Raw genomic sequence first — 26,757 nt, forward strand, 5'->3', positions numbered from 1 at the left:
ATCGTCCTGCTCGACGTCTGGGAGCACGCCTACTACCTCGACTACCAGAACGTGCGCGCCGACTACGTCACCGCCTGGTGGAACCTCGTCAACTGGGCAGACGCCGACGCACGCCTCGCACGCGCCCGCACCCAGGGCGAAGGCCTCATCATCCCCGCCTGACCTCTCCCTCACCTCGACGGTCCTCGTGGGCCGTCGCGACGAGACCCGCGTGAACGGGAACGGCCCCGGCACCGCGGCGCGCACCACGCGCGACGCTGCCGGGGCTTTCCTGCGGGCAGCCAGAACCCTCCAGAAAGGTGGTCCGCCGTGACCTACGTGATTGCTCAGCCTTGTGTGGACGTGAAGGACAAGGCGTGCATCGAGGAGTGTCCGGTGGACTGCATCTATGAGGGCAAGCGGTCGTTGTACATCCATCCTGACGAGTGTGTGGACTGTGGTGCGTGCGAGCCGGTGTGTCCGGTGGAGGCGATCTACTACGAGGACGACGTGCCCTCGGAGTGGAGTGACTACTACCGGGCGAACGTGGAGTTCTTCGATGACCTGGGGTCGCCGGGTGGTGCGGCGAAGATGGGCATGATCGAGAAGGACGACCCGATGATCGCTGCCCTGGCCCCCCAGGCCTGAGCGCAGCCACTCCCGAACCCCGAGGGGCCCGTCATCCTGTGGATGACGGGCCCCTCGACGTTCTCGACGATGCTCAGCCCTGCGGTTCGACCGGGCCCCCGGGGTCGGCGCCGCCCGCGACGAGGTCGCCGCAGCTCGTCTCCTGCGCCGTCACGACGACCGGGTCGCTCGCCGGGACCCCCTCGGCGACGGTCTCGGTCTGACCGTTCGTGGCTCGGCGCGCCGACTCGTCGAGGTCGACGAAGGTTCGCGCGACCGTGTAGGTCGAGCCGTCGTTCGACATCGCGTTGAGCCCGGCCAGGTGCAGCACGCCGTCCACGGTCGTGCACCCGACTCCTGTACCGAACCCGCTGAACCCCTTGTCGAACGTGTACGGCTCGTCCTGCGCGTTCTGCGTGACGTTCACGGCGCAGTTCGCGACCGAGTACAGCAGGACCTCGCGGCTGACATCGACCAGTGCGATGGGCGCTTCGCCGTCGCCTGCCGCGACGAGGTTGACGACCGCGCTCGCCGGGACGGGGCTCGCGGTCGTCACGGGGGCGGAGAACGTCGCCCCGGAGGCGGTCGTGATCCCGAAGCGCCGGTCCGCACCCGTGGTCAGCCACGCGGTGTCGGGGCGCCCGTCGAAGTCGACGTCGATGATCTCGTGCGTGCTCGCGCCGGCGGGCGTGCCGCCCTCGGTGGGCGTGCAGCCCGTGGCGGGGGGAGTGGTCACCTCGGTCGTGGGCTCGGGGCTGGGCTCCTCCGAGGGGGCCTCGGAGGTCACGGTGCCCGACGGCGTCGCGCCGGGGGAGGCGCCGTCGTCGCCCCCCGCGTCGCCCCGGGTCGCGAGCCAGACCGTGAGGGCGACGATCGCGAGGAGGACCAGCCCTCCGAGCGCCCACCACCATGCACGGTTCCCCGAGGGGGTCTCGCCCGGGCCTCCGGGCGGCGGCTCACCCGGCCCGCCGGGGGGCGGAGTGGTCGGTGCGCCGGTCGGGGAGAACGGGTCGGGGGCGTTCGGGATGGGCTCGGCCGGCGGGACGCTGCCCCCGGTGAGACCGCCCGGCGCCGGGAAGCCGGGTCTGATCGGTTCGGTGGGGTCCTGGCTACCTGCGGGGCCTCGTCGCTCCTGGTCGTCCGTCATGTGTCCAGGGAATCATCCCGTGACGAACGGGGCCAACCGGTCAGGTGCCCGGACCCTGTGCGCCTCGTGGGCGAACCCCGTGGCCCCCGCTGCTCGACAGGGGCCACAGGAGGCGGTGCAGCACGCGTCGAGCGCGGCCCGACCTCAGCGCAGGGCGCGCCCGAGCGCCCGGGCGAGCGCTGCGCCGTCGGGCCCTCCAGCCGTGGGGACGCCGTGCGCGGGGCGCCGGGTACGGCGCGAGCCGGGCGTGCCCGTCCCGCCGCGGCCCGCCGCGCCGTTCCTGCCCGACGGCGCGGGCGGCTCGTGCGCGAGCAGCCTCTGGGTGGGGCTGAGCTGCCGGATGCCGATCGCGGCCACGTGCTCCGGGTGCCGGCGCGCCGCGGCAGCGTAGATCTCGGGGTCGTGCTGGCCGTCGTCGCCGAGGAGGAGCCAGCCGACGTCCGGCAGCTCGCGCACGAGCCGGTCGATCGCGTTGCCCTTGTGCTCCTGGCCGCTGCGGAACCAGCCCGTGGCCGTGGGGCCCCAGTCGGTGAGGAGCAGGGTCCCGGGCGGGAAGCCGTTGCGGTCGAGGAAGCGTTCCAGGTTTCCCGCGGTGTTCCACGCCCCGTTCGACAAGTACACGAAGGGGGCCTCCGGATGTACGGAGGCGATGCCGTGGTACAGGTCGGCCATGCCGGGCACGGGTCGCCGCTCGCTCGCGTGCAGCCCGAACGTGTTCCACACCGCGCGCAGCAGGCTCGGGACCATGGTGATCATGACCGTGTCGTCGATGTCGCTGATGACCCCCAGGCGCCGGCCGGGGCCGACCACGAAGACCCGCGACGTCGCGACGGCCCCGCTCGCGGTCGCGAGCTGCACGTCGTGCCAGCCGGGCTCGAGCGCGACGTCGAGCATCCCGTCGACGTAGCCGTCCCGGTCGGCCGCGAGGTCCACGACGAGTCGCTCGTCGCGCCCCGCGGCCCCCGTGCGTGTCACGGACGCGCGCACCACCTCTCCGGGAGCCGAGACCGTGAGGTAGTTGCGCCACCCGCGCCGGTTCCAGACCAGGTCCGCGCGGCGGTGCGGACGACTCAGCAGCACGCGCGCCAGCACGCGCACCGAGCCCTCGGTGCCGTAGCCGACGTACGGCTCGATCCGCGGGGTCCACCCCCGCGACCGGAGGAAGCGCACAGCAGCCGCACGGATCCGGTCCTCGAGACGCGCCGAGAGGTGCAGGTGCTGGACCGGAGGGGTCGGGGACGGCAGGTGCTCCTGGTGCATGAGGTCCGATCGTCGAAGGTGCTGGTCTCCCACCTTGGCACACGGGGGCCCGGTTCATCGGGCGACGCGGGGCGTGATCGTCGAGGGCGAACGACCGCACAGCCGGCAGGTGCCTCGGCGCCGGGTGGCGTACGCGGCCGTCGCGACACCGAGCGCGACGCTCCACAGAGGCCAGAGCACGCCAGGACCGAACGCCGCCCAGTTGGCCAGGAGCTCGGGCGTCGACATCTCCAGCAGACCCTTGATCATCGAGAGCCCGGCCGGGAGGATCGCGACCGCGACCACCGAGGCGGGGACGACTGCGAGCGCGACGGGGACCCGTCGCCCGGCCAGGCCCGGGATCCAGCGGGGGAAGACCTCTCCCCACCGTTGCACGAGGCCGAGGGTCAGCACGGCGCCGACCACGGCGAACAGCCCGAGCCCCACCGCGGGGGCGACCAGCCTGCCGGCGTCCTGCTCGTACATCTCGGGGTCGAGCCCGAGCGGGTAGCCCAGCACCCAGATCAGCCGCGTGAGGGCGTACAGGCACGGGATGGTCGCCGCGACGATCGCGGCGGGCCGCCCCCAGGCCACGATGCCCGACGGCGCCGCGGAGGTCTCCCCGGCGGGTGCCGGCGCGTGGTGGTCGGCCGGGGCGTCCAGTCGGCCGCAGACCGCGCACGCCCCGCTGCTGCGCCGGGCGAAGAGGACGGTCGTGACCGCGAGGAGGACCAGGGCGACGAGCACGCCGAGCTGGAGCAGGAACGCGGGCGCGGCGTACTGGTCGAAGGCCCCGGCGAGCTCCGGGTCGAACGGGGCCCGGACGAGCACCACCGGGAGATACCCCATGCGGGCGAGAAGGCTGGTGTCGGCGAACACGACGCCGAGGGCCACGACGAGCCCGGAGACCGTGACCGCCGCGGCGCGCACCCGGCGCGTCGCCGGGCGTCCGGCACGCGACGTCATCCAGGCGGCGTGCGCCGCCCCGACCAGTCCCAGGGTGGCGAGAACCGCGGTCAGGCCGTCGCTCGGGACGGAGTCGACGATCGTCCCTGCTGCGTCGGGCGTCGAGGCCCCGACGGGCAGGTGACGGCCGGTGAGGACGGCCGTGAGGGCCGTAACGGCTCCTGCGAGCCACCAGGCGACCGTGAGACCCGGGACCCACCGTGGCCATCGCGGGGCCTCCCGGCGAGGGGGCGGTGTGCCGTCCGGCCTTGAGGCGGCGTGACCGGACGTGCGGCGCCGGGGTGGTGCTGACGTCGTGGCCGAGCTGGTCGAGCTGGTCGAGCTGGTCGAGCCGGTCGTGAGGTCGGTGTCGTCCATGGTGTCTCCCGAGGTGACGGCCGCCGGGCGGTCCGGCGGGCTGTCTCTCCAGGCTCCCGGCGCGCGGCCAGGAGGGGATCACCCGCTCCGGTGAGCGGGTTCCCCCGTACGGGTGAACGATCAGGACGTCGTCGAGGAGTCGTCGGACGGACGATCCCGTCAGCTGGCGGGGTCGTAGTGGAAGGCGCGCACCTCCTGCGCGCACCGGCAGGCGACCGCGAGCTTCGTGGCCCAGGCCAGCGCCGCCTCGCGCGTCGGCACCTCCAGGACGCAGAAGCCGCCGTCGAGCTGCTCGGTCTGGGGGTAGGTGCCCTCGGTCACGGTGCCGTCCCCGTCGACCAGGACGGGGGCGACGCCCTCGTCGATCGCCGCGCCGAACACCCAGACGCCGGCTTGCTTCGCCTCCTCGACCACGGCGCGGGACGCGTCCGAGACGGCAGGCAGCTCGTCGTCGGGAACGACCATCGCGGCGCTCGGGAAGGTGATCAGGTACTTCGTCATGGTGTGGCCTCCTGGATTCGTGTCGTGGGGCTCTGAACCATCCTCACCGACGCACGGGTGCTCTGCACAGGGGCCTGCAGGCCGCGAACCCGTCCTAGGGGCTCGGTCGCACGAAGCCCGACTCGTAGGCCGCGACGACGGCCTGCGTGCGGTCGCGGACGCCGAGCTTGGCGAGCAGGTTGCCCACGTGGGTGCGCACGGTCTCGACCCCGAGGAACAGCTCGCCGGCGATCTCCTGGTTGGACCTCCCGGTCGCCATGAGGCGCAGCACGTCGCCCTCGCGCTCCGTGAGCCGTGCCGAGCGCAGGGCATCGCCCCGCGCCGGGTGAGCGGTCGCGATCCGTCGCACCGCGTCGGGGAAGAGGAGCGACTCCCCGCGGGCCACGACCCGCACGGCCTGGGCCAGGTCCTCGGGGCGGGTCCGCTTGAGGAGAAAGCCGTGCGCTCCCGCGCGCAGCGCGTCGAGCACGTGGTCGTCGTTCTCGAACGTCGTCATGACGAGGACCCGGGGCGCGGGGGCACGGGCCACGATCGCGCGGGTCGCGGCGATCCCGTCGACCCGCGGCATGCGGACGTCGAGCAGCACGACGTCGGGCCGGGTCGCCTCGACGGCACCTGGCACGTCCGCGCCGTCCGCAGCCTCCCCGACGACCTCGATGTCGGGCTCGGCGTCGAGGATCACGCGGAGGCCCACCCGGACGAGCGGCTCGTCGTCGACGACGAGGACGCGCAGGACCCTCGCGGGTCCGGCCGGCACGTCACCGGCCCCCGGCCGCCCGGGCACGTCGGGGTCCGTCTGCCTCACGGGGTCACCTCGTCCGACGCGGCCTCGGGAACGCCGAGAGGCAGCGATGCGCGCACGACCCACGCTCCGCCGTCGGGCCCCGCGAAGAGCGTGCCGCCGAGTGCGGTCACGCGCTCCTGCATGCCCGGCAGCCCACGGCCCCGTCGCACCGATGCCCCGCCCGGCGGGGGCGACCACGGGTGCCGGACCTCGATCCGGAGGTCGTCCGCGCGGACCACCCGGACGTGGATCGGTGCTCCCGGCGCGTGCCGCAGGGCGTTGGTGAGCGACTCCTGGGCGATCCGGTAGATCTCGCGGGTCACGGTGAGCGGCGCCCGGCCCACCTCGCCCACGAGACGCAGCGTGACGTGGGCTCCCGCGGCGCGCGCGTGGCGGACGAGCATCGCGACGTCGTCGTCGTGCTCGGCGGACGCCTCGCTCCCGGGGTCGCGCAGGCGGCGCAGCAGGTCGTCGAGCTCGGCCAGGGCGTGGCGTCCCGTCTCCTCGATCGCCTCGAGCGCGCGACGTGAGGCCCGCGGGTCGGTCTCCAGCGTGCGGGTCGCCGCCGCGGCCTGGAGCACGGTGATCGTCAGGGCGTGACCGACGCCGTCGTGCACGTCGCGAGCGAGGCGGTTGCGCGCGGTCAGGCGCGCGGCCTGCGCCTCGAGCTCGGCGATCCGCTCGCTCTGGTCGGGGCCCAGCAGCACGGGTGCCGCCGAACGCAGCACCGCGCGCGCCCCGACGACCGCGTACGGCAGGGCAAGGAGCACGAGCAGCGCGAGCGCGATGCGCGCCGCCGCGCCCTCCAGCACCCCCGGCAGCCACCCGGGGTCGACGAACGGCGCGCCGAGCACCGAGAGCACGAGGTCGAGCACGAGCGGGACCACGGCCAGCAGCACGACGACCGCGACGAGACCGAGCAGCAGGTGGAGCGCGAACCAGGCCGCACCGCGCCACCTGGCCGCCGGGCCGGGGCGGCCCGACGGGACCGGGACGTCGACGTCGAGCAGGGTGCGCACCGCGAGGACCTCGACCGCACGGACCGGGGCGAGGAAAGGTGGCACGGCGGCAAGGGTCGTCGCGACGATCGCGAGCACGACGGTCGTGGGGGTCGCGGTGCGTGGCTCGGCGAACATCTGCACGAATCCCGCACCGAGCAGCCCGTACGCCCCGGCGACCACGCCACCCACGACCAGGAAGACCCCCGCCCGGACCGTCGCGCCGGAGGTCAGGGGCGCGACCAGAGCGCGCGGCGAGAAGCGCGGCCGCGGCGCGGGGCGCGCTCGATCGGGGGACGAGCCGGACATCTCGCCATCATGTCAGGCGGGCGTGCTCGGCGCGCTGGGACGCCGGCGCGGGTGCTGCGGGGCTGGCGGCGGCCGGACCGCTCTCTGCGCTCGATGAACCGGACCGCCTTCAGCACTCGATCACACGGACCGCCTTCAGCACTCGATCACACGGACCGCTTTCAGCACTCGATCACACGGACCGCTTTCAGCACTCGATGACGTTGACCGCGAGGCCACCCGTCGACGTCTCCTTGTACTTGGTCGACATGTCGAGTCCCGTCTGGCGCATGGTCTCGATGACCGTGTCGAGCGAGACGACGTGCGCGCCGTCTCCCTGGAGGGCCAGCTTGGCCGCCGAGACCGCGGTGCAGGCCGCGATCGCGTTGCGCTCGATGCACGGGACCTGGACGAGTCCGCCGACCGGGTCGCACGTGAGCCCGAGGTTGTGCTCCATCGCGATCTCCGCGGCGTTCTCCACCTGCGCCGGGGTGCCACCGAGCACCGCGCAGAAGGCGCCCGCTGCCATGGAGCAGGCCGAGCCGACCTCGCCCTGGCAGCCGGCCTCCGCCCCCGAGATCGAGGCGTTGCGCTTGTAGAGCGCGCCGATCGCGCCAGCCGTGAGCAGGAACGTGCGCATGGCCTGGCGTGTGGCGTCCTCGTCGGCGGCGAGGTCCGGGTGGATCCGCAGGAAGTGGCGGCCGACGGCGGGCAGGATGCCCGCGGCCCCGTTGGTGGGGGCCGTGACGACGCGGCGGGCGTCGGCGTTCTCCTCGTTGACGGCCATGGCGAAGGCCTGGAGCCACTCGATCGAGTGGTCGTTGTGTGCGGCGGCCCCGCTCGCGGCTTCAGCAGCCTCCAGCTTCTCGCGCTGCGCCCGGGCCCGACGGCGGACCTTGAGTCTCCCCGGAAGCATCCCTCGGCGGTCCAGGCCCGCGTCGACGCACTCGCTCATGGTCCGCCAGATCCGGTCGAGTCCTGCCCCGACCTCCGACGCGGGACGCAGGGAGACCTCGTTCTCCCACGCGGTCTCGGCGATCGACCGGCCCTCGAGCGTGCAGGACGCCAGGAGCTCGGCGGCGTTGGCGAACGGGTGCGGGACGTCCGAGGGCTCGGTGGCCGGGTCGATCGGGGCGCCCGCGAGCTCGGCTGCGTGCTGGGCCTCCTCGTTCGCGGCGGCGGCCTCGAGCTCCTGCTCGGTGAGCACGAACCCGCCCCCGACCGAGTAGTACACCTGCTCGGCCACGACGTCGCCGGTCGCGTCCAGGGCCGTGAACCGCATCCCGTTGGGGTGGCCGGGCAGGCGGGTGAGCGGAGCCAGCCGGACGTCGGTGCTCGACATGGTCACGGCCCGACGACCGAGGATGCGGACCTCGTGACCGTCGCCCAGGCGCTCCCAGCTCCCGGGCACCTCGTCGGGGTCGCACGTCTCCGGGTCGAGCCCGCGCAGGCCGGCGACCACGGCGTCCGGTGTCCCGTGGCCGATCCCCGTCGCGCCGAGCGAGCCGCACAGCACGACCTTGACCGCGGCGACACGGTCCAGCACGGCGCGTTGCTCGAGCTCGCGCGCGAACGTGGTGCCCGCCCGCATGGGGCCGACGGTGTGCGAGCTCGAGGGTCCGATGCCGACCGAGAAGAGGTCGAGGACGCTGACGTACGAGGACATGGTCCTCATGATCGCACCTCATCTCACGGAGTGGAACTCTTCTGCTATAGCAAGTGACCCCGGACCGTGTCTCGGCGCGAGGTGACGACCGGGCACGTGGCCAGGTGGTCGTCGACGAGCCCGCACGCCTGCATGGCTGCGTAGGCCGTCGTCGGGCCGATGAACTTGAAGCCCTCCTTCTTGAGAGCCTTGGCCAGGGCGACCGACTCGGGGGTGCTGGCCGCGAGGTCCGCGAACGTCGCGGGGCGAGGGCGGTCGAGGGGGGTGCCGCCCTCGGGTGCGCCCGAACCGCCCGGGGCGAACGACCAGACGAGCTCGTCGAGCGTCCGGCCCTGCTCGTGCAGCGCGAGCAGGGCGCGCGCGTTGGAGATGGTCGCCTCGATCTTCATCCGGTTGCGGATGATCGAAGCGTCCTGGAGCAGCCGCTCGACGTCCGCGTCGGTGAAGCGCGCGACGACCTCGGGGTCGAAGCCCGCGAATGCCGCGCGGAATGCCGGGCGCTTGCGCAGGACCGTGATCCAGGCGAGCCCCGATTGGAAGGCTTCGAGGGCAAGCCGCTCGAACAGGGCCTCGTCCCCGTGGACCGGGATGCCCCACTCGGTGTCGTGGTACTCCTCGTAGAGCGGGTCGCCGTCCCCGAAGCAGCGGGCGCCCTGCGCGGGGCCGGGCGCGTCGGCGGGCGCCGCGAGCGGAGCGGGCGAGGGGGCTTCGGGGGACGTGGCCTCGGTCGTGGTCATGGCCCCACTCTTGCGCACGGCACCCACGCGCGGCGCGTGAGGGGCGTGGTCCTGTGGAGCGCGCTCCGGCCGAGGGGCCTGTGCACGGCTCCTGTCCACAGGTCCTGTGGATCAGGCGTCGGCGACCGGAGGGAGCTGCTGCTCGGCGATCGCGCGCAGCGCCTGGAGGTGGCTGGTCAACGCGGCCCGGCCCGCAGCGGTGAGGGCCACCCAGGTCCGCGGTCGGCGGCCGACGCGGTCCTTGCTGATCTCGACGTAGCCGGCCTCCTCGAGCACCGTGAGCTGCTTGGAGAGAGCCGAGTCGGACACCTCGATCGCGTCGCGCAGGGACTTGAAGTCGGCCTTCTCGACCCCGGCGAGCGCCGCGACGACCGAGAGGCGGACGGGGGAGTGGATGACGTCGTCGAGCCGGTGACGGGGGTGGGTCTCGGTCATGCTGCCTGCTCCTCGCGGCGCGGCCAGAGGGCGACGACGACCATCGGTACGGCGGAGACCAGTGCCGCGGGCAGCCAGTAGGCGAGGTTGCCCGCCTGGCCGGGGAGGCCGATGACGAGCGTCGCGCCGTAGACGACGGCCCATGCCGCCGGGGCCACGGCGAGGCGCCGGCGCGACCCCTGTGCCAGGAAGCCTTGACGCGACGCCCAGGTCACGCCGATCGTGACCAGCGCTGCCCAGGCCGCCATGCCGACGAAGAACCCGACCCGCCCGCCCATGCCGATCGCGAGCACGAGGCCGACGCTGCCCAGCCCCCATCCCAGGAGGTAGGTCCGGACCCAGCGGGCGCCGCGCAGCCGGGTCAGGCGGGTGCTGGACTCCGCGTGGGCGAGCACCGCGGCGGCTTCCTGGGGGGTCGGGGCGGCAGGAGAGAGTGCGTCGTGGCTCATGGATCCATCGAAGCATCTACTTTCCCACTTGGCAAGTACACGTCCGTTCGACAACTTGTCGTGCCGCCCCCGTCCGGCGACGCAGAGCGAGGGCGGCGGGAGCCGCGTCCAGGTCATGGACGCGGCCCCGCCACCCTCGAGATGCGCGGCGTCACCGTCGACTGTGAAGGCGCCGCGCGGGATTGCGCTGGTCAGCCGGTGCTCAGATGGTGAGCCGGCGGCGCATTCCCAGTCCGACGCCGAACACCCCGGCGAGAAGCCCCCCGCCCAGGATCGCTGAGGCGCCCATCGAGAGCTTGCCCGCGGGGCTGTTCTCGACGTCCGACTTCAGCTTGGCCGTGCCGTTCGAGATCTCGACGGTCCCGTCGGCGAGCGTTCCGGCGCCGTCCGCGAGCGTCGAGCTGCCCTCGGCGAGGTCGCCCGCACCGTCGGCCAGCGTCGTGGTCCCGGTGTGCAGCGTGCCAGCGCCCTCGGCGAGCGCGGCGTTGCCCGCGGCGAGCGTCGTGGCACCGTTCGACAGCGTCGTGATGCCGGTGTGCAGCGAGAGCGAGCCGTCCTCGAGCTTGGTCGTGCCCGCGAAGAGGTCTCGGGCGCCCGTGGCGAGCTTGGTGTTTCCCGCAGCGAGCTCCTGGGCACCGGTCGCGAGCTTCTGCGATCCCTTCGCCGCGTCGGTCGCGCCGACCGAGACCTCAGCCGCACCCGGGGCGAGGGCGCCGAGGCCGGTGTTGATCTCGGTCGCGCCGTTGGCGGCTGAACGGATGCCGGGGGCGAGGGCGCCGAGGCCGGTGCTGATCTCGGTCGCGCCGTTGGCGGCTGAACGGATGCCGGGGGCGAGGGCGCCGAGGCCGGTGCTGATCTCGGACGCGCCGTTGGCGGCTGAACGGATGCCGGGAGCGAGGGCGCCGAGGCCGGTGCTGATCTCGGACGCTCCTCCTGCCGCCTGGGCGATCCCCGGGGCGAGGACGTCGAGTCCAGCCTTGATCTTCGTCGCGCCGGCCGCTGCGTCCTGGGCCCCGGTGGAGAGCTCACCCAGCTTGGTGGTGAGGGTGGAGGCGCCCGTCGCCGCGTCCTGGGCGCCGGTGGACAGCTCGCCCAGCTTGGTGTTGAGCGTGGAGGCGCCCGTCGCCGCGGACTGGGCCCCGGAAGCGACCTGCTGTGAGCCCGCCTGGACCCGTGCAGCACCGCTCGAGAGCTCGCCCAGACCGGTGGAGAGCGCTGCGGTACCGTCGGCGACCTGCTGCGCTCCGCTCCTCAGTGCCTGGGCCCCTTCATCGAGGCTGGCAGCCCCGGACCGGAGGTCGGAGGCTCCTGCGTCGAGCGCCCGGGCGCTGTTCACGAGCCCCTTCTCGGCCGTGAAGCCACCGTAGAGCCGAGCGGTCCCGGCTGCGACCTCTGCTGCCCCGCCCTCGACCGACGCCGCTCCCGTGGAGAGGCCACCAGCGGCACCGGCAAGTCGATCGAGCTCGGCCTTGAGGGGCGAGTCGGACGGCACAGAATCAGCCAGCGCGGCGATGTCGCCAGCGAGGTCGGCGGCTCCAGCCTCGACCGAGGCGGCCCCAGCGGCGACCCCTGCCGACCCGTCCTTCAGTGTCTTCGCAGAACCAGCGGCCGTCTCCAGTCCTGCGGACAGTGCGCTCGCACCGTCGTGAAGCCGCGAGGCGCCATCCGCGAGCGAGCCGGAGCCGGTGGCCAGGGCGTCCGCGCCGCCGGAGACGCTCCGCGCTCCGGTGGCGAGAGCGCCGCTGCTCGACGCTGCGGCGGCAGCTCCGGTCGAGAGGCTGGACGCTCCTCGTGCGAGGTCTGCTGCGCCAGGGGCCAGCTCACTCGTCAGCTTGCCGCTGAGSTCTCCGGAGCCGGCGTGGAGGAGTGCGGCGCCGGGSGCGAGCCGGGTGGTGAGGCTGTTGCTGAGGTCTCCGGAGCCGGCGTGGAGGAGTGCGGCGCCGGGSGCGAGCCGGGTGGTGAGGCYKGTGCTGAGGTCGGTCGATCCGGCGTAGAGCTGGGCGGCGCCGGGGGCGAGCCGGGTGGTGAGGCCTGTGCTGAGGTCGGTCGACCCCGCGTACAGCCGCGCTGCACCGTCCGCCACCTTGGCGGCGCCGGGGGCGAGTCGCCCGGTGAGGCCTGCGTCGAGCTCCGTGGCGCCGGCGGCGACCTTGTTCGCTCCTGTGGACGCGTCGGCCGCTCCCGGGGCGAGCTTCGCCGCACCGGCGTTGAGCTCGTCGGCTCCGGCGGCGAGCTGTGCGGCGCCGTCGAGCGCGGTGACCCCGCCGGCCGCGAGCTGCTCTGCGCCGCTCGACGCCTGGGTCGCACCCGCGGAGAGGGTCTTCGCCCCGTCCTCGAGGGCCTTCGAGCCGTCGGCGACCTTGCCCGCGCCGTCCTCGGCGCGGGTCGCGCCGTCGGCCAGCTCGGCTGCGCCCGCTTCGAGACGCGAGGCTCCGTCGTCGAGGCGCGTGGCGCCGTCGGCCACCCTGCCGTTGAAGAGGAGGAGATAGCCGACGAGCACGACGACGACGAGTGCCAACGCCACCAGGGCGCCGATGGTCAGGGCTGAGTGCGCGCGCGAAGGGCGCGGGAGTGCGTGGGTTGTCATGTGCGAGGGTCCTCTCGTGGCCGGCCTCGTTGCCGGTCTGATCGCGGAGCGCCCATCACCTTGGTGCGACTCCGAGTATCAGGTAAATCACCGTCGACGCTAGCAACGGCGGAGAGGAGGAGGAAAGCAAGTATCTGATACTTCGAAAATCACAAGTTGGTAAAGGTCACGCAGGTGCGGCGAGCGCGTCCTCGAACGCACCGAGCAGTCGCTGGGTGAACAGCACGAACCGCACGGCCTCGATGTCCCGGTCTCCCTCGGCTTCCCACGCGCGCACCGCGTGCACCGCGACGCGAGCCACCTCGTGCCCGTCCCACCCGTAGACGCCTGCGCTCACGGCCGGGAACGCGACCGTGCGGGCGCCGAGCCCTGCGGCCACGTCGAGGGACGTCGTGAAGCACGAGGCGAGGAGGGCCGGATCGGTCTGGCCGCGGTGCCGGTCCGGGCCGACCGTGTGGATGACCCACGGTGCCGGCAGGTCGAAGCCCGGGGTCGCGACCGCCTCGCCCACGGGCAGGCCGTCGGGCAGGGTCGTCCGTCGCAGCTCGCGGCACGCGGCGAGCAACCGGGGGCCCGCCGCGGCGTGGATCGCGCCGTCGACCCCGCCTCCGCCCAGCAGCGACGAGTTCGCGGCGTCGACGATCGCGTCGACGTCGACCGTCGTGATGTCTCCGAGCTCTGCGGTGAGGCGCATGCCTCCCATGCTCGCGCACGTCGCGCGCGCCCGCCCTCGCCCGGATGTGCAGGAGGCGGCCCGACGGCGGTACGCACGTTCCGCCGTCGGGCCGCCTCCTCGAGGTGAGCCGGTCAGGTCACCAGACCTTGTCGCTCCGGAAGACCACGTCCGAACCGCCGTCGACGAAGACGACCTGCCCGCACATGTGGCTGTTCTCCGGGGAGACGAGGAAGCGCAGGAGGTAGGCCGGTACCTCGGGGCCCATGATGCCGCCGAGCGGCATGGGGACGACGGCCTCGACGGCCTTGGTCGACTCGTCGGTCGAGAGCATCTCGCGGGTCATGCCCGTCTGGACGATCCCGGGGCCGATCGCGTTGAGCGGGATGCCTGCTCCGGCCCAGTCGGCGGTCGGCGCGGCGCGGCGCAGCCAGTGCGCGACCGCGGCCTTGCTGCTGCCGTAGATGATGTCGCCCGTCCCGGCCTCGGTGAGCTCGGCGGCGCGGGCCAGGGCAGCGGCCTCGTCGCCCTCGAGGGTCAGCTCGACGAGCCGGTCGTCGACGGGCAGGAGGCTCGCCATCGAGCACGTGACCGCGGCGCGGGGTGCGTCCGACCCGGCGAGGAGCGGGCGCAGGCCGTCGAGGGTCGCGACCGCACCGAAGTAGTTGACCGCGAGCGTCGCAGGGCTGCCGTTCGACAGCCCGGCGTTCGCCACGACCGCGTCGATCGTGCCGCCGCTGAGCGCGGTGACCTTCTCGACGAGCTCGGCCCGGCCCGCGTCGGTCGTCAGGTCGACCGTGACGTCGGCGTCGCGCAGGTCGACCCCGATGACGCGATGGCCGTCGGCCTCCAGCAGACCCTTCAGAGCCCTGCCGATGCCCGAGGCGGAGCCGGTGACGACGACGGTGCGCATGATGCCCTCCAGAGCAGCTGGTGCGGCCAGTCCCATGTCCTGGCCGTCCCCTTCAGGCTAGCCAGCGAATCCGCGGAGAACGGGCGTTCGGGACCTCCGTCCGAGGGGTCGTGACGAAGGTCCCGCCCTCCCGCGGCTGTCTACCACCCGCCCGGCGCGAGCACCTTCCGGATGCGCTTCTCGCTCACGGCGCCGTCGGTCCCGAGCTGCTGCGCGAACAGCGACACCCGGAACTCCTCGATGAGCCAGCGCGCCTCGTCGAGCTCGGCCAGGCGAGCCGGGTCGGCGGGCCCGGCGGCGTAGGCCGCACGTGCCTTGCTGTACGCCTCCTCGACGTCGTGCACGCGCCAGGCGAGCTCGGCGTCGCGGTGCGGGTTGGTCGCGGCCTTCTCGATCCGGTACGACGCCGCACGCAGGTAGCGGGTCAGGTGCGGCAGGCGGTGGGCCGGGGTCTGCGACACGAAGCCCGCGTGGACGAGCCCTGCGACCTGGTCGCGCACGTCCTGGAGCGTGTTGAGCAGCGCGAGGCTGTTGGCCGACCGGATCTCGCCGTCCAGGTTCCGTGCCGCCGTGAGCGCCGCGACGACGTGACCGACGATCTGGTGCACCTCGTTCTCGAGGTGCCGCTTCACGAGCTCGCGCGCAGCGGTGTACGAGTCAGCACTCCGGATCTGTACGGCATCGGGCAGCGGCCCGTACTGCGAAGCCTTGGCCCCGGAGGTCAGCGCCATGACGGCCGCGAGCTGCAGGTCGGCGACGAGCGCCTCGGTGTTCCGGTACGGGCTCGCGGCCATGGTCAGCGACTGCGTGCCGGTCCAGCGGCTCGTGATCCGGGGGGTCTGGAGCGCGGTCTCCCCGAGCAGCAGGCGCCGGACGCCGCGCGCGTGCGCACGGTCCTGGGTCGACCGGTCGGCGAGCACGCGGAGCGCGACGCTGGGCTTGCCCTTGGGGTCGACCTCCTCGACGAGCGCGGGGTACCCCCGCACGACCATGCCGCCCCCGGCGGGCGTCGACACGACCTCGGGCAGCACGCCGTCGGGAAGCCCCGTGGGCCACGTGGTGAGCCCGGTCGCCTCGGCGACGACCACGGAGGCCACGCCGCCGTCGGGCGCGGCCCCCATCTCGCCATCACCACCTGAGCCCCCACCAGGACGGCCTGCGGAAGGTGTGCCGGAAGCGGACGCGGTGAGGGGGGCGGAGGGATCGAAGGGCGTGGCGGGGCTGGCGGGAGCGGCGCGAGGAACGAGCGACGCGGATGGTAGCCCGAGACCCTCCGCCCCCCTCCCCGCGTCCGCCCCAGCAGCAGCCTCACGCAACGCCGCTCCGACGGCCCCCTTGACCGCCGCCCGCACCGCCGCCTGCGCCTGGGGCGCGAGGCGCCGCTGGAGCGAGACGAGGTCCTTGGACTCGTCGAGCACGACCTCGCCGCCGCGGCGCTCCTCGATGACGCGGAACGTCATGCGCAGGTGGCCGGGAAGGCGTTCGGTGCGGGCGTCGTCCCAGGCGTCGTCGGGGATGACGACGTCGCGCAGGGCGCGGACCGCGCGCGTGAACGCGACGTGGAAGGGCTCGGCCATGTCGCCCGCGCGGGTGATGTCCTCCCAGGCCGGGGTGTTCTCGCGGAGCCAGCCGACGACGTCGCGCGCGACGTCGGGGGCGGGGACGAGCTGGACGCGCACGGGCTTGGGCAGCGAGCGGATGGTCGCGGTCGCGAGCTCGTCGAGCAGGCCGGGGACCATCCAGTCGAAGCCGTCGGGGACGACGCGGTTCAGGACGCTGATGGGGATGTGCACCGTCACGCCGTCGGCGTCGGTCCCGGGCTGGAACTGGTAGGTCAGGGGGAGCGTGAGGTCGCCCTGGGCCCAGGTCTCGGGGAAGAGGGAGGTGTCGACCGACTCGGCGTCGGGCACCAGCTGTTCGAGCGTGAACGTGAGCAGGTCGGGGTCGCGGCGCCTGGCGCTCTTCCACCAGGTGTCGAAGTGGCGCGCGGAGACGACGTCCTCGGGGATGCGCTCGTCGTAGAACGCGAAGAGCACGTCGTCGTCGACCACGAGGCCGCGCTGGCGCGAGCGCGCCTCGAGCTCCTCGGCCTCCTCGAGCAGGCGGCGGTTCTCGTGGAAGAACTGGTGGTGCGTGGTCCACTCGCCCTGGACCAGGGCGTGGCGGATGAACATCTCGCGCGCGGCCTCGGGGTCGACCTTGCCGTAGAGGACGGTGCGGTCGGCGACGATGGGCACGCCGTAGAGCAGGACCTTCTCCTTGGCCTGCGCGGCGCCCTGCTTGGTGGACCAGTGCGGTTCGGAGTAGGTGCGCTTGACGAGGTGCGCGGCGAGCTCCTCGGCCCACTCGGGCTGGATCTTGGCGACGTCGCGGCCCCACAGGCGGCTGGTCTCGACGAGCTCGCCGGCCATGACCCACACGGGCGGCTTCTTGGACAGGGGCGAGCCGGGGAAGATCGCGAAGCGTGCGCCGCGCGCGCCGAGGTACTCGTTGCGGGCCTGCTTCTTGGCCCGTTTCATGGCGAGCTCCTTCTGCGGGCCGCGCAGGTGCGCGACGGACGAGGCCTTGACCTCGGTGGCCTCCTGCATGCCGATCTGGGAGAGGAGCCCGGCGAGGAGCGCCTGGTGGATGGTGTCGTCGTCCCAGGTCAGGCGGTGCTCGACGGGCTGGTCGGTCGCCTCGGCGACCGTGGTGCCCGACGACGTCGCTCCCCTCCCGGAGGTCGCGTCGCCCCGGGTGCGGGGTGTGTAGGACATGTCGATGCCGAGCGGCTTGCTCATCTCGCGCAGCTGCGCGACGACGTCCTGCCACTCGCGCACGCGCAGGAAGTTGATGTACTCGGCCTTGCACAGGCGCCGGAACGCCGACGACGAGAGCTCGCGCTGCTGCTCGCGCACGTACTCCCACAGGTTGAGGTAGGTGAGGAAGTCGGAGCGGGGGTCCGCGAAGCGGGCGTGGAGCTGGTCGGCCTGGGCGCGGAACTCGGCGGGTCGTTCGCGAGGGTCCTGGATGGACATCACGGCCGCGATGATCGCGACGTCGCGCGCCACGCCGCGGCGCGAGCCCTCCCAGATCATGCGGGCCAGGCGCGGGTCCATGGGGAGCTGGGCGAGGACGCGGCCGACCTCGGTGAGGCGCGTGACGGCGCGGCCGGGCTGTGCGTCCTTGTCGGCGCCGCTGCGACCGGCAGGCTCCACCACGGTCTCGAGGGCGCCGAGCTCGGTCAGGAGCTGCACGCCGTCGCGGATCGAGCGCGTGTCCGGGGGCTCGACGAACGGGAAGCGCGCGACGTCGTCGGGCGAGGAGACGACGCCCACCGAGATCATCTGCAGCAGGACCGACGCGAGCGAGGTGCGCAGGATCTCCGGCTCGGTGAACTCGGGGCGGGAGAGGAAGTCCTCCTCGGAGTACAGGCGGATCGCGATGCCGTCCGCGACACGGCCCGAGCGCCCCGAGCGCTGGTTGGCGCTGGCCTGCGCGATGGGCTCGATCGGCAGGCGCTGCACCTTGGTCGCCTTGGAGTAGCGCGAGATGCGGGCCGTGCCGGGGTCGACGACGTAGTGGATGCCCGGGACCGTCAGCGACGTCTCGGCGACGTTGGTCGCGAGCACGACGCGGCGCGAGGAGTGCGCCTGGAACACGCGGTGCTGCTCGGCCGAGGACAGGCGCGCGTAGAGCGGCAGGATCTCGACGAAGTCGGGGCGCTTGGCGTCGCGCGTGCGCTCGCCCAGGCGGGACTCGAGGGCGTCGGCCGTGTCGTGGATCTCGCGCTCGCCCGACAGGAAGACCAGGACGTCGCCCGGCCCCTCGGCCATGAGCTCCTCGACCGCGTCGACGATGCCCGTGACGAGGTCCTTCTCCTGGCCGGCGGCCCCCTTGGCGGTGCCCCGCTTGGTCTTGCCCGTCTCGGGGTCGACGTCGGGGCTCAGCGGCCGGTACCGGATCTCGACGGGGTAGGTACGACCCGTGACCTCGATGACGGGAGCCGTGGGGGGATGGTGAGCGGCGCCGTCGGGCCCGTCGACTGCCACGGACCCGTTGTCAGAAGTGCCCAGGTCCCCCGCCCGGTCTGCTTCTGACAGCTCGTCGGCCGTGAGCGGCGGGAGCGGGCCGCCCGGCGCGAAGTGCCGCGCGAACCGCTGCGAGTCGATCGTCGCCGACGTGATGATGACCTTGAGGTCGGGGCGCTGCGGCAGGAGCCGCGTGAGGTACCCGAGCAGGAAGTCGATGTTGAGCGAGCGCTCGTGCGCCTCGTCGATGATGAGCGTGTCGTACGCGAGGAGCTGCGGGTCGCGCTGGATCTGCGCGAGCAGGATCCCGTCGGTCATGACCTTGACGAGCGTCTGGTCGCTCGACTGGTCCGTGAAGCGCACCTGGTAGCCGACGATCTCGCCGAGCGGCGTGCCGATCTCCTCGGCAATACGTTCCGCGACCGTGCGCGCCGCGATCCGTCGCGGCTGCGTGTGCCCGATCTGGCCCTTCCGGCCTCGGCCGAGCTCGAGCGCGATCTTGGGGAGCTGCGTCGTCTTGCCCGAGCCCGTCTCGCCCGCGACGATCACGACCTGGTTCTCCGCGATGGCCTTCGCGATGTCCTCGCGCCGCGCGGAGACGGGCAGCTGTTCGGGATAGGTGATGGGCGGCACGACGACCTGCGCGCGCCGCTCGGCGGCCCGCGCGAGCTGGGCGGGGCTCACCTGCTGGCGGCGGGTGCCGCGCTGGTTGCCACGCGTCGAGGTGCCCGACGTCGGACGCTCGCCCCGGGCGTTGCTGTCGCCCTCGGGCGTCTTCTCGACGCGGGCGCGGCCGGCGCCCCGGCGGGGGGCGGAGCCCGTGCGACCGGCGGCCTGCTCGGGGGAGGGGTTCTGCTCGCTGACCTGGGGCTTCGCCCGTCCGCGTCCTCCGCGTCGGCGGCGTGGGCTCCCGCCCGTGCGCGGCTCGCGTCCCGCCTCGCCCGTGGGGGCGCTCGCAGGGCTGTCCACGGCGGGCCGTGCGGGGCCGTGCGGTTCGGTGCTCACGACCAACCATTCTCTCAAGCGGTCGCAACTTCAATTGCCCGGACGTCGTCCGGCACGTGCCGTGGCGAGGAGGATCGGCCCGGCGCGTCGGCCCGTGGGAAGGCGTGGCACTACGGTGACGACGTGAACTCCATGGCCGAGGTCGTCGGCGCAGCACTTCCCCTCGCAGTGGCCGTCGCGCTCAGCCCGCTGCCGATCATCGCCCTCGCGCTGCTCCTGACGTCGGACCGGGGGCGCGCCTCGGGCGTGACCTTCGTCGTGGGCCGGCTGCTCACGCTCGCGGCCCTGCTCGGCGTGGTCGTCGCGGCGTCGGACGTCGTCGAGCACCTCCTGGGGTCGAGCGAGCTCCCGGCGTGGGTGCGGATCGTCCTGGGAACCGCGCTCATGGTGCTCGGCCTCACGCAGTGGCGCCCCAAGCCCGAGGGCGAGTCGGCGAGCCTCCCCGGCTGGCTGGCCTCGATCGCGGACGCCACCCCCGCGCGTGGCCTCGGCGTCGGTGCGCTGGTCACGGTCGCCAACCCCAAGGAGCTCGCGTTCGTGCTCGCCGCGGGCGTCTCGGTGGGCGGAGCGGCGCTCGGGTTCGTGCAGGAGGTCGTGGTCGTGCTGGCGTTCGTCCTGGTGGGCGGGCTGTCGGTCGTGGTGCCGCTCGTCGCGACGCTCGTGGCCCCCGCCCGCGTCGTGCCGTGGCTCGACCGCCTGCGGGAGTGGCTGACCGCCAACACGTCGCTCGTCATGGGGGTGCTGCTGCTCGTGATCGGGGCGACGGTCCTGGGGGACGCGATCGGGGAGCTGTAGCGGCTCGGTCGGACGGTCACGTCCCAGGGGGCGGGTGCAACGCCGCCGGCAGGCCCGGGGATGGCAGCCGCTCGGCCTCCCGGGGGATTGCAGCCGCTCGGCGTCGGGCGCACGCTGGGGGCATGGCCACGTCCTGGGTCGACAGGTGGCAGCTCGATCTCGATCGGCTGCGCTGGTACCCCGCGGCCCAGGAGATCCGCGCGGTGCGCCAGGAGGACCCGACCACGCTCGTGCTCCGCTCGACCACCGCGCGCCTGGTCTGGGAGCCGTGGCGCCTGCTCCCGGTCTACGCGGTCCCCGCAGCGGACGTGCGCGTACCCCTCGTCGAGGGCGAGCACCAGGAGGGGCAGGTGCGGCACGGGCTGATCCCGCACCCGCTGCACTTCGAACGGCACACGTGCGCGGGGACCGAGCTGTGGCCCGAGGAGCACGCGACGGCGGGCGACGCGCCCGGGTCCCGCACGGCCACGTTCTTCCGTCCCGACGACGAGGACCTCGCGGGCCACGTCCTGGTCGACTTCCAGGCGTACGACTGGTTCGCCGAGGACCAGCCCCTCGCGGCCCACCCGCGCGACCCCTTCAAGCGGGTGGACGTCGCGCCCAGCTCGCGCCACGTCGTCGTGTCGCTCGGCGGCGTGCTGCTCGCGGACAGCTCGCGGGCCATGGCGCTCACCGAGACCTACCTGCCGCTGCGGTGGTACGTCCCGCGCGAGGACGTGCAGTGGGACGCGCTGACGCCGAGCACGACGACGAGCGACTGCGCCTACAAGGGGCACGCCCGCTACTGGTCGCTCGCGTCGGGCGACCCCGACGGTGCGGACATCGGCTGGAGCTACGAGGCCCCGCTGTCCGACGGCGAGAGGGTGCGCGGTTACGTCGCCTTCTGGTGCGAGCGCACCGACCTCACGCTCGACGGCGCCCAGATGCCGCGCCCCGAGAGCCTGTTCTTCCCCCGCGGGAGACGCTGAGCGCAGTGCGACCGGCGACGTCGACCTGGCACCGGTGCCGAGCATGCGGTGGGCGTTCGTCCAAGCGAGAAGTTGAACGCCCACCGCATGTTCGACGAACGTGAACCGCATGTTCGGCGAGCCGGGGTCCCGGACTGGTCGCCTTGTCGACCGGGATGCTCAACCGATGCTCAGCCGACCCGGACGCTCAGGACGAGCTGCTCGCCGACGTCGAGCCGCACGTCCGAGAGCGTGACGCCCGGCGGCAGCGAGGACGCGAGGTCGATGCGCTTGCCGTCGACCTGCTCGAGCTTCCCGCGGACGGCCAGCAGGAGCGCCGCGACGACCGGGTTGCGGCTCGTCGCCCCGACATTGCTCAGCGTGAGGACCATGGCCTGGTCGATCTCGGCGGTCGCGGTGATCTGGGCGCTCGCGGACAGGAAGCCCTTGCGGATCTTCGCGGACGCCACGATCGACGCCGCGCGGGGCCCACGGGACGCGAGGTCCACGTCGAGGGCGGTGAGCGTGAAGCCCTGGTCCGCGAGGGCCTTGGTCGCGAGCTCGCGGACCGTGGTGACGAGCGCGTCGCGGCTCGCTGCGGCACGCAGGTGACCGCTCACGGGGTGCTCGGTGCTCTGGCCGGACTCCTCGATCGAGAGCGAGCCGTCGGCACCCTCGACCCAGGAGAAGCGCAGGTCGCGGATCTCGGCGTCGAGGTCGACCGCGACGCCGGCGACCGTGACGGGGTGCCCCTGGGCGCGGATCGTCCGCGCGACGGCCTTCTCGCGCCCGACGACGTGCTCGACGTTCTCGGCCGGGTCAGGGGCGTCGGCGGCACCCATCGCGCGGACGACGAGGCCCGTCACGTCGACGTCGAGGCTCTGGACGTCCGGGCTGCCGGGGACGGTCGCGGCGTCGATGCGGACGCGTTCCAGGCCGGAGGCGTGGGGCCCGAGGTTCCTGGTCATGACCTCGCGCAGGCGCTCGGCGAGCGCGGGGCCCGTGTCCGGGCGCGGGGCGCGACCGAAGGGGAGGACGTCGTGGGCGGGGCTCAGGTCGTCGGACATGCGCCGAGCCTACGACGAGGGTGACGCCGGCAGACGGATCGGCGTGCAGGGCGCCCGGAGTCCCAGGGTCCTCACTTTCGTCGGTACCGCACCTCACGAGGCCCGACGACGATGGAGCCATGATCACCTTCGCCCACGCGATGAAGCGCTACGGCCCCACCACGGCCCTCGACGACCTCACCGTCACGGTCCGACCCGGTCGGGTCACGGGCCTCCTCGGTCCCAACGGCGCGGGCAAGTCCACAGCCCTCCGCCTGGCCCTGGGCCTCGACCACGCGACGGCCGGGGCCGTCACCGTCCACGGCACCCCGTACCGTGCCCTGCGGCACCCGCTGCGCACCGTCGGCGCGCACGTCGACGCGCGGGCCTTCCACCCCGGGCGCTCCGCCCGGGCCCACCTGACGGCCCTCGCCCGCTACAACAGGATCCCGGCACGCAGGGTCGACGAGGTCCTCGGCCTCGTCGGGCTGAGTGACGTCGCGGGCAAGCGCGCGGGCGGGTTCTCCCTCGGCATGGCCCAGCGGCTCGGCCTCGCGGGTGCGCTGCTGGGCGACCCGGAGGTCGTCCTGCTCGACGAACCCGTCAACGGCCTCGACACGGACGGCGTCCTGTGGCTGCGCGGCCTCCTGCGTGACCTCGCCGACCAGGGCCGCACCGTCCTGCTGTCGAGCCACCTGTTGTCCGAGCTGGAGGTCACCGCCGACCACGTCGTCGTCCTCGGACGAGGTCGCCTCCTGGCAGACGTCCCGATCGCCGACCTCGTGGGACGGGACGCCCCCGTCGTCGTCCGGACCCCGGACGACCCGGCACCTCTGGCGCACGCGCTCGTGGCGAGCGGTCATCACCCGCAGGTCGACGGGCACGCGTTGACCGTGGAGGGCGTCGACGTCGAGCTGGTCGGCGACCTCGCCCATGCGCTCGGCCTCCGCCTGCACCACCTCGCCGCCGCCCCCGTCACGCTCGAGGCCCGCTACCTGGACCTCGTCGCCGACGACGTCCAGTACCGCGCACGTCCCGAGGAGCGCATCGCATGATGGCCGCAGTCCGTGCCGAGTGGGGTCGTACGTGGTCGGTGCGCGCCCCGTGGGTCACCCTGGCCGCTGTCCTGGTCACCGTGCCGCTCGTGGCGACCGTCCTGGCGAACGACGTCGTCCACGCGGTCTCCACCGGTGAGCTCCCGCCCGGCACGTCCACCGCTCCGGCGGAGGCTCTCGGGCCGGCCGTCCAGCTCGGTCTCGTCGTCCTCGCTGCCCTGGCCATGCATCCGGTGACGACCGAGTACGCCACGGGTACCGCCCGGCTCACGTTCCAGGCCGAGCCCCGCCGATGGGTGGTCCTCGCCGCCAAGACGACGGTCGTCACCCTGACCGCCCTGCTCGCAGGGGTGGCCACGGGCACCGCCGCCACCCTCGCCGTGCGCGCCTACCTCGGGGAGCACGCCGCCCCCGCCCCGGACGGCGCCGTCGCCGAAGCCCTCCGAGCCGGGCTGCGCACCGGCGTCGTCCTCGCGCTCGCCGCCATCCTCACCGCGGCGCTCGCGGCGCTCGTCCGGCATGCGGTCGGTACGCTGGCACTGGCCGCCGCGCTGCTCGCGGGTGTGCTCGTCCTGCCCGACCCGGTCGCGCGCTGGACCCCCGCCGGAGCCGCCGCAACGTTCGTCGCGGGAGAGGGCGCGCCCTGGGTCCTGGCCGCGTGGGCGGCCGTCGGGTTCGCCGTCGCTGTGGGGGTGCTCGAACGCCGCGATGCCTGACGGAAGGATCCCCATGCCCTCGCCCCTCGCGCTGCTCGCCACGGCGGTGCTCGTTCTCACCGTCGCGGGCGCGGTCGCGGCAGTCCGCCGCTATCGTTCGCTGGCCCGTGAGCTGCACGCCCGTTCCGTCGTGCAGGCGGCGGCAGCCGAAAGGGCACGCCTCGCGGACGACTTGCACGACGCGCTCGGTCACCGGCTCGCTCGCCTGGCGCTGCGTGCCTCGGCGCTCGCGGTGACGGGCGTCCCGGACGCGGCGGACCTGCGGCGCGAGGCCGACGACGCGGTGCAGGACCTCCACCGTGTCGTCGACGTGCTGCGCGACGACACCCTGGAGCCCGTCGAGGACCTGGTCCGCGCGGCACGCGCGGTGGGGCTCGACGTCACTCTCACCGGGGCCGAGGGTGACGGTGCCGGTGCACCGCTCCTGCGGACCGTCGTGCGGGAGGGCCTCACCAACGCTGTCCGCCACGCGCCCGCCGAGCCGGTCCAGATCGACATCTCTCCCCGCGGCGTCACGGTCCTCAACCGTCTCGCAGCCGCCGGGTCGCGACCGGACGACGGCCGGGAGCCGTTCGGGCTGGACTCTCTCGAGCGACGCGTGCGCGCCGCGGGCGGGATGCTCTCCCACGGTGAGCGCGACGGATCGTTCGTGCTCGTGGTGAGCCTCCCGGCCCGTCCCGTCGCGCCCGACGGTGATCTCCCGCTGCCGCCGTCGGCGCTGCGCGTCTTCGTGCGGCAGGCCCTGCTGCCCGCGGCGGTGGTGGTGACGGGCCTCGTGCTCGCGTACTCGTGGGCGGCGCACGACGCCGTGCTCGACGAGGACGTGTTCGCCGGGATCGTCGTCGGGCAGGAGCGCGCCGCCGTCGAGGCCGAGCTGCCCGAGCGGGAGGCGCCGCTGCGCCCGGTCCGTGCCCCCGCCGCGGAGCATGGGTGGGACTGCGCGATCTACACGGACGGCAACTTCCCGCTCGCCATGGCCACCCTCCAGATCTGTTTCGACGGCGACGAGGTGGTCCGCACCGTCGACCTGCGGGAGCGCTCGTGGCTCTGAACGGGATCTCCGTCGTGGTGGCCGACGACGACCCGATCGTGCGGGCGAGCGTCTGCACGGTGCTGGGGGCCGACGGGCGGTTCGACGTCGTCGCGCAGGCGGACGACGGTCAGGGCGCCGTCGCGGTGGCACGTCGGCATCGGCCGGACGTCGCCCTCCTCGACATCCGCATGGCATCCCGCGAGGACGGCCTCGATGCCGCCGAGGCCCTGCGGGCCCAGCTGCCGACTACTGCTGTCGTGCTGCTGACCACGTTCGGCGAGGACGCGTACGTCGACCGGGCGCTGCGCGTCGGCGTCGCCGGGTTCCTGCTGAAGTCGGGCGACCCCGCGGCGTTGACGGACGGGCTGGCTGCAGCCGCGGCCGGGGGAGCGTGCCTCTCGCCGATCGTCGCGGCGCGGCTCATCCGTCACCTTGCGGGGGGGCTCGGCGTGCGCCCTGTCGACCGTCCTGCCGTCCTCGACAGCCTCACGCCCCGTGAGCGGGACGTGCTCGTCGCGATCGCGCGCGGGCTCTCGAACGCGGAGGTGGCCGCCACGCTCCACCTCACCGAGGGCACGGTCAAGGGCTACGTCAGCGCACTGTTCGACCGGCTGGGCGTGCGCAACCGGGTCGAGGCAGCGGTCCTGGCGCACACCGCGGGGCTCGTCCCCCAGGGCTAGCTGTCCTGACCTGCCAGGTTGTCGACGTGGCGGGGGACCTCCGCGAACGCCCGCACCGGGAACGTCCCGAACCCCTCGACCTTGGGCGGCACGGCGGTGAACCGCGCACCGCGCGACGGCACGGCACCCAGGTTCGTCAGGTGCTCGACGACGTGGATCCCCGCCGCGAGGAGCAGCGAGTGGGCGGGACGCGCCCCGCCGGAACTCACTGGGTCCGTGTCGTCGATGTTCAACGAGTCGATACCGACGAGCGTGACCCCCGCGTCGACGAGGTGCTGTGCGCCGGCCTCGGTGAGGAAGGGCGCGGGCTCCCCGTAGGCCGGGGTGCCGAAGTGTCGGTCCCAGCCGGTCTGGAGCAGCACCGCGGTCCCGGCCAGGTCGCGGTCGAAGAAGACCTCGGCGCCGATCCCGCGACGACCACCCCGCGCGGGGTCGACGACCTCGCTCAGCCGAAAGACCTCGGCAGGCAGCCCGACGAGCGACTCCAGCTCGAGCCCGGAGAGGTCGGTCCCGCCCGCGTACCGGTGGAAGGGGCTGTCGAGGTAGGTACCCGTGTTGCCGATCATGGTCAGGACGTCCATCGCGAACTGGGTCCCGGGCGCGTACTTCGCGACCGAGTCCGCCCGGGTCAGGAACGGCGTGATCGTCGGGGCGGGCAGGCCCGGGTAGGTCACGAGGCCCTCGCGCACGGTGTGGCTCAGGTCGACGAGCCGCGTCGCGCGGCCCGCTCCTTCGCGGGGTCCGGCCCCTTCGCCGACCCCAGCGTCACCGACGGCGCGACCGACCCCACGGCTCCCCACGTGCGGTTCCTCGACGAACGTCAGCCCCGTGATCTCGACCGACCCGACCAGTGCGAGGCCCAGGTGGCGGACCAGGAGGCGAGCGACGTCGTCGGGCACGAGGTCGCCCGACGGGACGTCGAGGCGGAAGCCCTCCGTGCGGAGGCTGCCACCGTTGGCGAAGGTCACGTGGGCGTCGAAGTGCGCGCGCTGCTCGGTCATCACCGGAGTCTCGCACCGCGGGCGGCCCACGGGAAGACGCAGCGAGGCCGCCGCCCCCGGAAGGGGACGACGGCCTCGTGGGCGACCGGGAAGGTCAGTACGTGCTGAGCTCGCCCGACGCGG

Annotated in this window: 24 protein-coding genes; 8 read left to right on the forward strand and 16 right to left on the reverse strand. The window is 73.6% G+C overall.

Annotation, left to right across the window (positions count from 1 at the left end; translation table 11 throughout):
* Window positions 1–162: Fe-Mn family superoxide dismutase (locus ASE15_RS15490; RefSeq protein ID WP_235534514.1), on the forward strand; the 162-nt coding region annotated here is incomplete at its 5' end.
* Window positions 163–309: 147 nt separating this feature from the next.
* Entirely contained in the window at window positions 310–627 is a 318-nt protein-coding gene (gene fdxA, locus ASE15_RS15495) for a ferredoxin (protein WP_056764260.1), read from the forward strand.
* A 73-nt stretch (window positions 628–700) separates the two neighbouring features.
* Here fdxA and ASE15_RS15500 read toward each other — a convergent pair whose 3' ends face one another.
* The 14 genes from ASE15_RS15500 to ASE15_RS15565 form a co-directional block, all read right to left on the reverse strand.
* Window positions 701–1,753: a hypothetical protein gene (locus ASE15_RS15500; RefSeq protein ID WP_056653406.1), complete on the reverse strand. Its 1,053-nt coding sequence runs from the start codon at window positions 1,751–1,753 to the stop codon at window positions 701–703.
* A 144-nt stretch (window positions 1,754–1,897) separates the two neighbouring features.
* Window positions 1,898–3,013 carry an App1 family protein gene (locus ASE15_RS15505; RefSeq protein ID WP_056653402.1) on the reverse strand — a complete coding sequence of 372 codons (1,116 nt, stop codon included), beginning with the start codon at window positions 3,011–3,013 and terminating at the stop codon, window positions 1,898–1,900.
* 54 nt (window positions 3,014–3,067) lie between these two features.
* Window positions 3,068–4,315: a hypothetical protein gene (locus ASE15_RS15510; protein ID WP_056653398.1), complete on the reverse strand. Its 1,248-nt coding sequence runs from the start codon at window positions 4,313–4,315 to the stop codon at window positions 3,068–3,070.
* A gap of 159 nt (window positions 4,316–4,474) precedes the next feature.
* The gene (locus ASE15_RS15515; RefSeq protein ID WP_056764262.1) at window positions 4,475–4,816 is read right to left on the reverse strand and encodes a YciI family protein; all 342 of its coding nucleotides are present in this window, start codon (window positions 4,814–4,816) and stop codon (window positions 4,475–4,477) included.
* Between the two features lie 94 nt (window positions 4,817–4,910).
* Window positions 4,911–5,573, reverse strand: a complete 663-nt coding sequence (locus ASE15_RS15520; protein WP_056653664.1) for a response regulator transcription factor — start codon at window positions 5,571–5,573, stop codon at window positions 4,911–4,913.
* A 44-nt stretch (window positions 5,574–5,617) separates the two neighbouring features.
* Window positions 5,618–6,907 carry a sensor histidine kinase gene (locus tag ASE15_RS15525; RefSeq protein WP_056653392.1) on the reverse strand — a complete coding sequence of 430 codons (1,290 nt, stop codon included), beginning with the start codon at window positions 6,905–6,907 and terminating at the stop codon, window positions 5,618–5,620.
* A gap of 187 nt (window positions 6,908–7,094) precedes the next feature.
* On the reverse strand, window positions 7,095–8,552 hold the full coding sequence (locus ASE15_RS15530; protein ID WP_056764264.1) for an L-serine ammonia-lyase: 1,458 nt from the start codon (window positions 8,550–8,552) through the stop codon (window positions 7,095–7,097).
* Between the two features lie 44 nt (window positions 8,553–8,596).
* A complete protein-coding gene (locus tag ASE15_RS15535; protein WP_056764717.1) occupies window positions 8,597–9,289 on the reverse strand; it encodes a DNA-3-methyladenine glycosylase I in 693 nt (230 codons plus the stop codon).
* 111 nt (window positions 9,290–9,400) lie between these two features.
* Window positions 9,401–9,724, reverse strand: coding sequence for a transcriptional regulator (locus ASE15_RS15540; RefSeq protein WP_056764266.1), 324 nt, complete (start codon window positions 9,722–9,724; stop codon window positions 9,401–9,403).
* Entirely contained in the window at window positions 9,721–10,173 is a 453-nt protein-coding gene (locus tag ASE15_RS15545) for a hypothetical protein (RefSeq protein ID WP_056764268.1), read from the reverse strand. The genes ASE15_RS15540 and ASE15_RS15545 overlap by 4 nt, the downstream gene beginning before the upstream one ends.
* A gap of 202 nt (window positions 10,174–10,375) precedes the next feature.
* A complete protein-coding gene (locus tag ASE15_RS15550) occupies window positions 10,376–12,760 on the reverse strand; it encodes a hypothetical protein (protein ID WP_056764269.1) in 2,385 nt (794 codons plus the stop codon).
* Window positions 12,761–12,926: 166 nt separating this feature from the next.
* Window positions 12,927–13,454 (reverse strand): O-acetyl-ADP-ribose deacetylase, encoded by a 528-nt coding sequence (locus tag ASE15_RS15555; protein WP_056764719.1) that lies wholly within the window; start codon window positions 13,452–13,454, stop codon window positions 12,927–12,929.
* Between the two features lie 118 nt (window positions 13,455–13,572).
* Window positions 13,573–14,346 (reverse strand): SDR family oxidoreductase, encoded by a 774-nt coding sequence (locus ASE15_RS15560; RefSeq protein WP_056764271.1) that lies wholly within the window; start codon window positions 14,344–14,346, stop codon window positions 13,573–13,575.
* Window positions 14,347–14,486: 140 nt separating this feature from the next.
* Entirely contained in the window at window positions 14,487–19,361 is a 4,875-nt protein-coding gene (locus ASE15_RS15565) for a DUF3418 domain-containing protein (protein WP_056764721.1), read from the reverse strand.
* A gap of 132 nt (window positions 19,362–19,493) precedes the next feature.
* Between ASE15_RS15565 and ASE15_RS15570 the strand changes: the two genes are divergently transcribed.
* Together ASE15_RS15570 and ASE15_RS15575 are read left to right on the forward strand one after the other, a co-directional pair.
* Window positions 19,494–20,156: a GAP family protein gene (locus tag ASE15_RS15570; protein WP_056764272.1), complete on the forward strand. Its 663-nt coding sequence runs from the start codon at window positions 19,494–19,496 to the stop codon at window positions 20,154–20,156.
* Window positions 20,157–20,278: 122 nt separating this feature from the next.
* The gene (locus ASE15_RS15575) at window positions 20,279–21,124 is read left to right on the forward strand and encodes a DUF427 domain-containing protein (RefSeq protein WP_056764274.1); all 846 of its coding nucleotides are present in this window, start codon (window positions 20,279–20,281) and stop codon (window positions 21,122–21,124) included.
* A 170-nt stretch (window positions 21,125–21,294) separates the two neighbouring features.
* Here ASE15_RS15575 and ASE15_RS15580 read toward each other — a convergent pair whose 3' ends face one another.
* Window positions 21,295–22,170 (reverse strand): hypothetical protein, encoded by an 876-nt coding sequence (locus tag ASE15_RS15580; protein ID WP_056653356.1) that lies wholly within the window; start codon window positions 22,168–22,170, stop codon window positions 21,295–21,297.
* A gap of 119 nt (window positions 22,171–22,289) precedes the next feature.
* On the opposite strand from ASE15_RS15580, the gene ASE15_RS15585 reads away from it, so the two are divergent.
* The 4 genes from ASE15_RS15585 to ASE15_RS15600 are packed head-to-tail and all read left to right on the forward strand — an operon-like array spanning window position 22,290 to window position 25,633.
* The gene (locus ASE15_RS15585; RefSeq protein WP_056653353.1) at window positions 22,290–23,204 is read left to right on the forward strand and encodes an ATP-binding cassette domain-containing protein; all 915 of its coding nucleotides are present in this window, start codon (window positions 22,290–22,292) and stop codon (window positions 23,202–23,204) included.
* Window positions 23,201–23,920 carry a hypothetical protein gene (locus ASE15_RS21075; protein WP_162259143.1) on the forward strand — a complete coding sequence of 240 codons (720 nt, stop codon included), beginning with the start codon at window positions 23,201–23,203 and terminating at the stop codon, window positions 23,918–23,920. Before ASE15_RS15585 ends, ASE15_RS21075 begins: the two co-directional genes overlap by 4 nt.
* A 13-nt stretch (window positions 23,921–23,933) precedes the next feature.
* Window positions 23,934–24,971 carry a sensor histidine kinase gene (locus tag ASE15_RS15595; protein WP_056653346.1) on the forward strand — a complete coding sequence of 346 codons (1,038 nt, stop codon included), beginning with the start codon at window positions 23,934–23,936 and terminating at the stop codon, window positions 24,969–24,971.
* Complete coding sequence (locus tag ASE15_RS15600) at window positions 24,962–25,633, forward strand: response regulator transcription factor (RefSeq protein WP_235534473.1); 672 nt, start codon at window positions 24,962–24,964, stop codon at window positions 25,631–25,633. Before ASE15_RS15595 ends, ASE15_RS15600 begins: the two co-directional genes overlap by 10 nt.
* On the opposite strand, the gene ASE15_RS15605 is transcribed toward ASE15_RS15600, so the two are convergent.
* Window positions 25,630–26,634: a cyclase family protein gene (locus ASE15_RS15605; protein ID WP_056653344.1), complete on the reverse strand. Its 1,005-nt coding sequence runs from the start codon at window positions 26,632–26,634 to the stop codon at window positions 25,630–25,632. The genes ASE15_RS15600 and ASE15_RS15605 overlap by 4 nt on opposite strands.
* Window positions 26,635–26,757: the final 123 nt, after the last annotated feature.

The organism is Oerskovia sp. Root22, from assembly GCF_001429135.1.
GTDB classification, from domain to species: domain Bacteria; phylum Actinomycetota; class Actinomycetes; order Actinomycetales; family Cellulomonadaceae; genus Oerskovia; species Oerskovia enterophila.

What these genes read in the sequence shown, in the direction of transcription:
- ASE15_RS15500 (WP_056653406.1), bottom strand. Translation starts at nt 1,753, where the DNA reads ATGACGGACGACCAGGAGCGACGAGGCCCCGCAGGTAGCCAGGACCCC.
- ASE15_RS15505 (WP_056653402.1), bottom strand. Translation starts at nt 3,013, where the DNA reads ATGCACCAGGAGCACCTGCCGTCCCCGACCCCTCCGGTCCAGCACCTG.
- ASE15_RS15510 (WP_056653398.1), bottom strand. Translation starts at nt 4,315, where the DNA reads ATGGACGACACCGACCTCACGACCGGCTCGACCAGCTCGACCAGCTCG.
- ASE15_RS15515 (WP_056764262.1), bottom strand. Translation starts at nt 4,816, where the DNA reads ATGACGAAGTACCTGATCACCTTCCCGAGCGCCGCGATGGTCGTTCCC.
- ASE15_RS15525 (WP_056653392.1), bottom strand. Translation starts at nt 6,907, where the DNA reads ATGTCCGGCTCGTCCCCCGATCGAGCGCGCCCCGCGCCGCGGCCGCGC.
- ASE15_RS15530 (WP_056764264.1), bottom strand. Translation starts at nt 8,552, where the DNA reads ATGTCCTCGTACGTCAGCGTCCTCGACCTCTTCTCGGTCGGCATCGGA.
- ASE15_RS15535 (WP_056764717.1), bottom strand. Translation starts at nt 9,289, where the DNA reads ATGACCACGACCGAGGCCACGTCCCCCGAAGCCCCCTCGCCCGCTCCG.
- ASE15_RS15540 (WP_056764266.1), bottom strand. Translation starts at nt 9,724, where the DNA reads ATGACCGAGACCCACCCCCGTCACCGGCTCGACGACGTCATCCACTCC.
- ASE15_RS15545 (WP_056764268.1), bottom strand. Translation starts at nt 10,173, where the DNA reads ATGAGCCACGACGCACTCTCTCCTGCCGCCCCGACCCCCCAGGAAGCC.
- ASE15_RS15555 (WP_056764719.1), bottom strand. Translation starts at nt 13,454, where the DNA reads ATGCGCCTCACCGCAGAGCTCGGAGACATCACGACGGTCGACGTCGAC.
- ASE15_RS15560 (WP_056764271.1), bottom strand. Translation starts at nt 14,346, where the DNA reads ATGCGCACCGTCGTCGTCACCGGCTCCGCCTCGGGCATCGGCAGGGCT.
- ASE15_RS15570 (WP_056764272.1), top strand. Translation starts at nt 19,494, where the DNA reads ATGGCCGAGGTCGTCGGCGCAGCACTTCCCCTCGCAGTGGCCGTCGCG.
- ASE15_RS15575 (WP_056764274.1), top strand. Translation starts at nt 20,279, where the DNA reads ATGGCCACGTCCTGGGTCGACAGGTGGCAGCTCGATCTCGATCGGCTG.
- ASE15_RS15580 (WP_056653356.1), bottom strand. Translation starts at nt 22,170, where the DNA reads ATGTCCGACGACCTGAGCCCCGCCCACGACGTCCTCCCCTTCGGTCGC.
- ASE15_RS15585 (WP_056653353.1), top strand. Translation starts at nt 22,290, where the DNA reads ATGATCACCTTCGCCCACGCGATGAAGCGCTACGGCCCCACCACGGCC.
- ASE15_RS21075 (WP_162259143.1), top strand. Translation starts at nt 23,201, where the DNA reads ATGATGGCCGCAGTCCGTGCCGAGTGGGGTCGTACGTGGTCGGTGCGC.
- ASE15_RS15595 (WP_056653346.1), top strand. Translation starts at nt 23,934, where the DNA reads ATGCCCTCGCCCCTCGCGCTGCTCGCCACGGCGGTGCTCGTTCTCACC.
- ASE15_RS15605 (WP_056653344.1), bottom strand. Translation starts at nt 26,634, where the DNA reads ATGACCGAGCAGCGCGCGCACTTCGACGCCCACGTGACCTTCGCCAAC.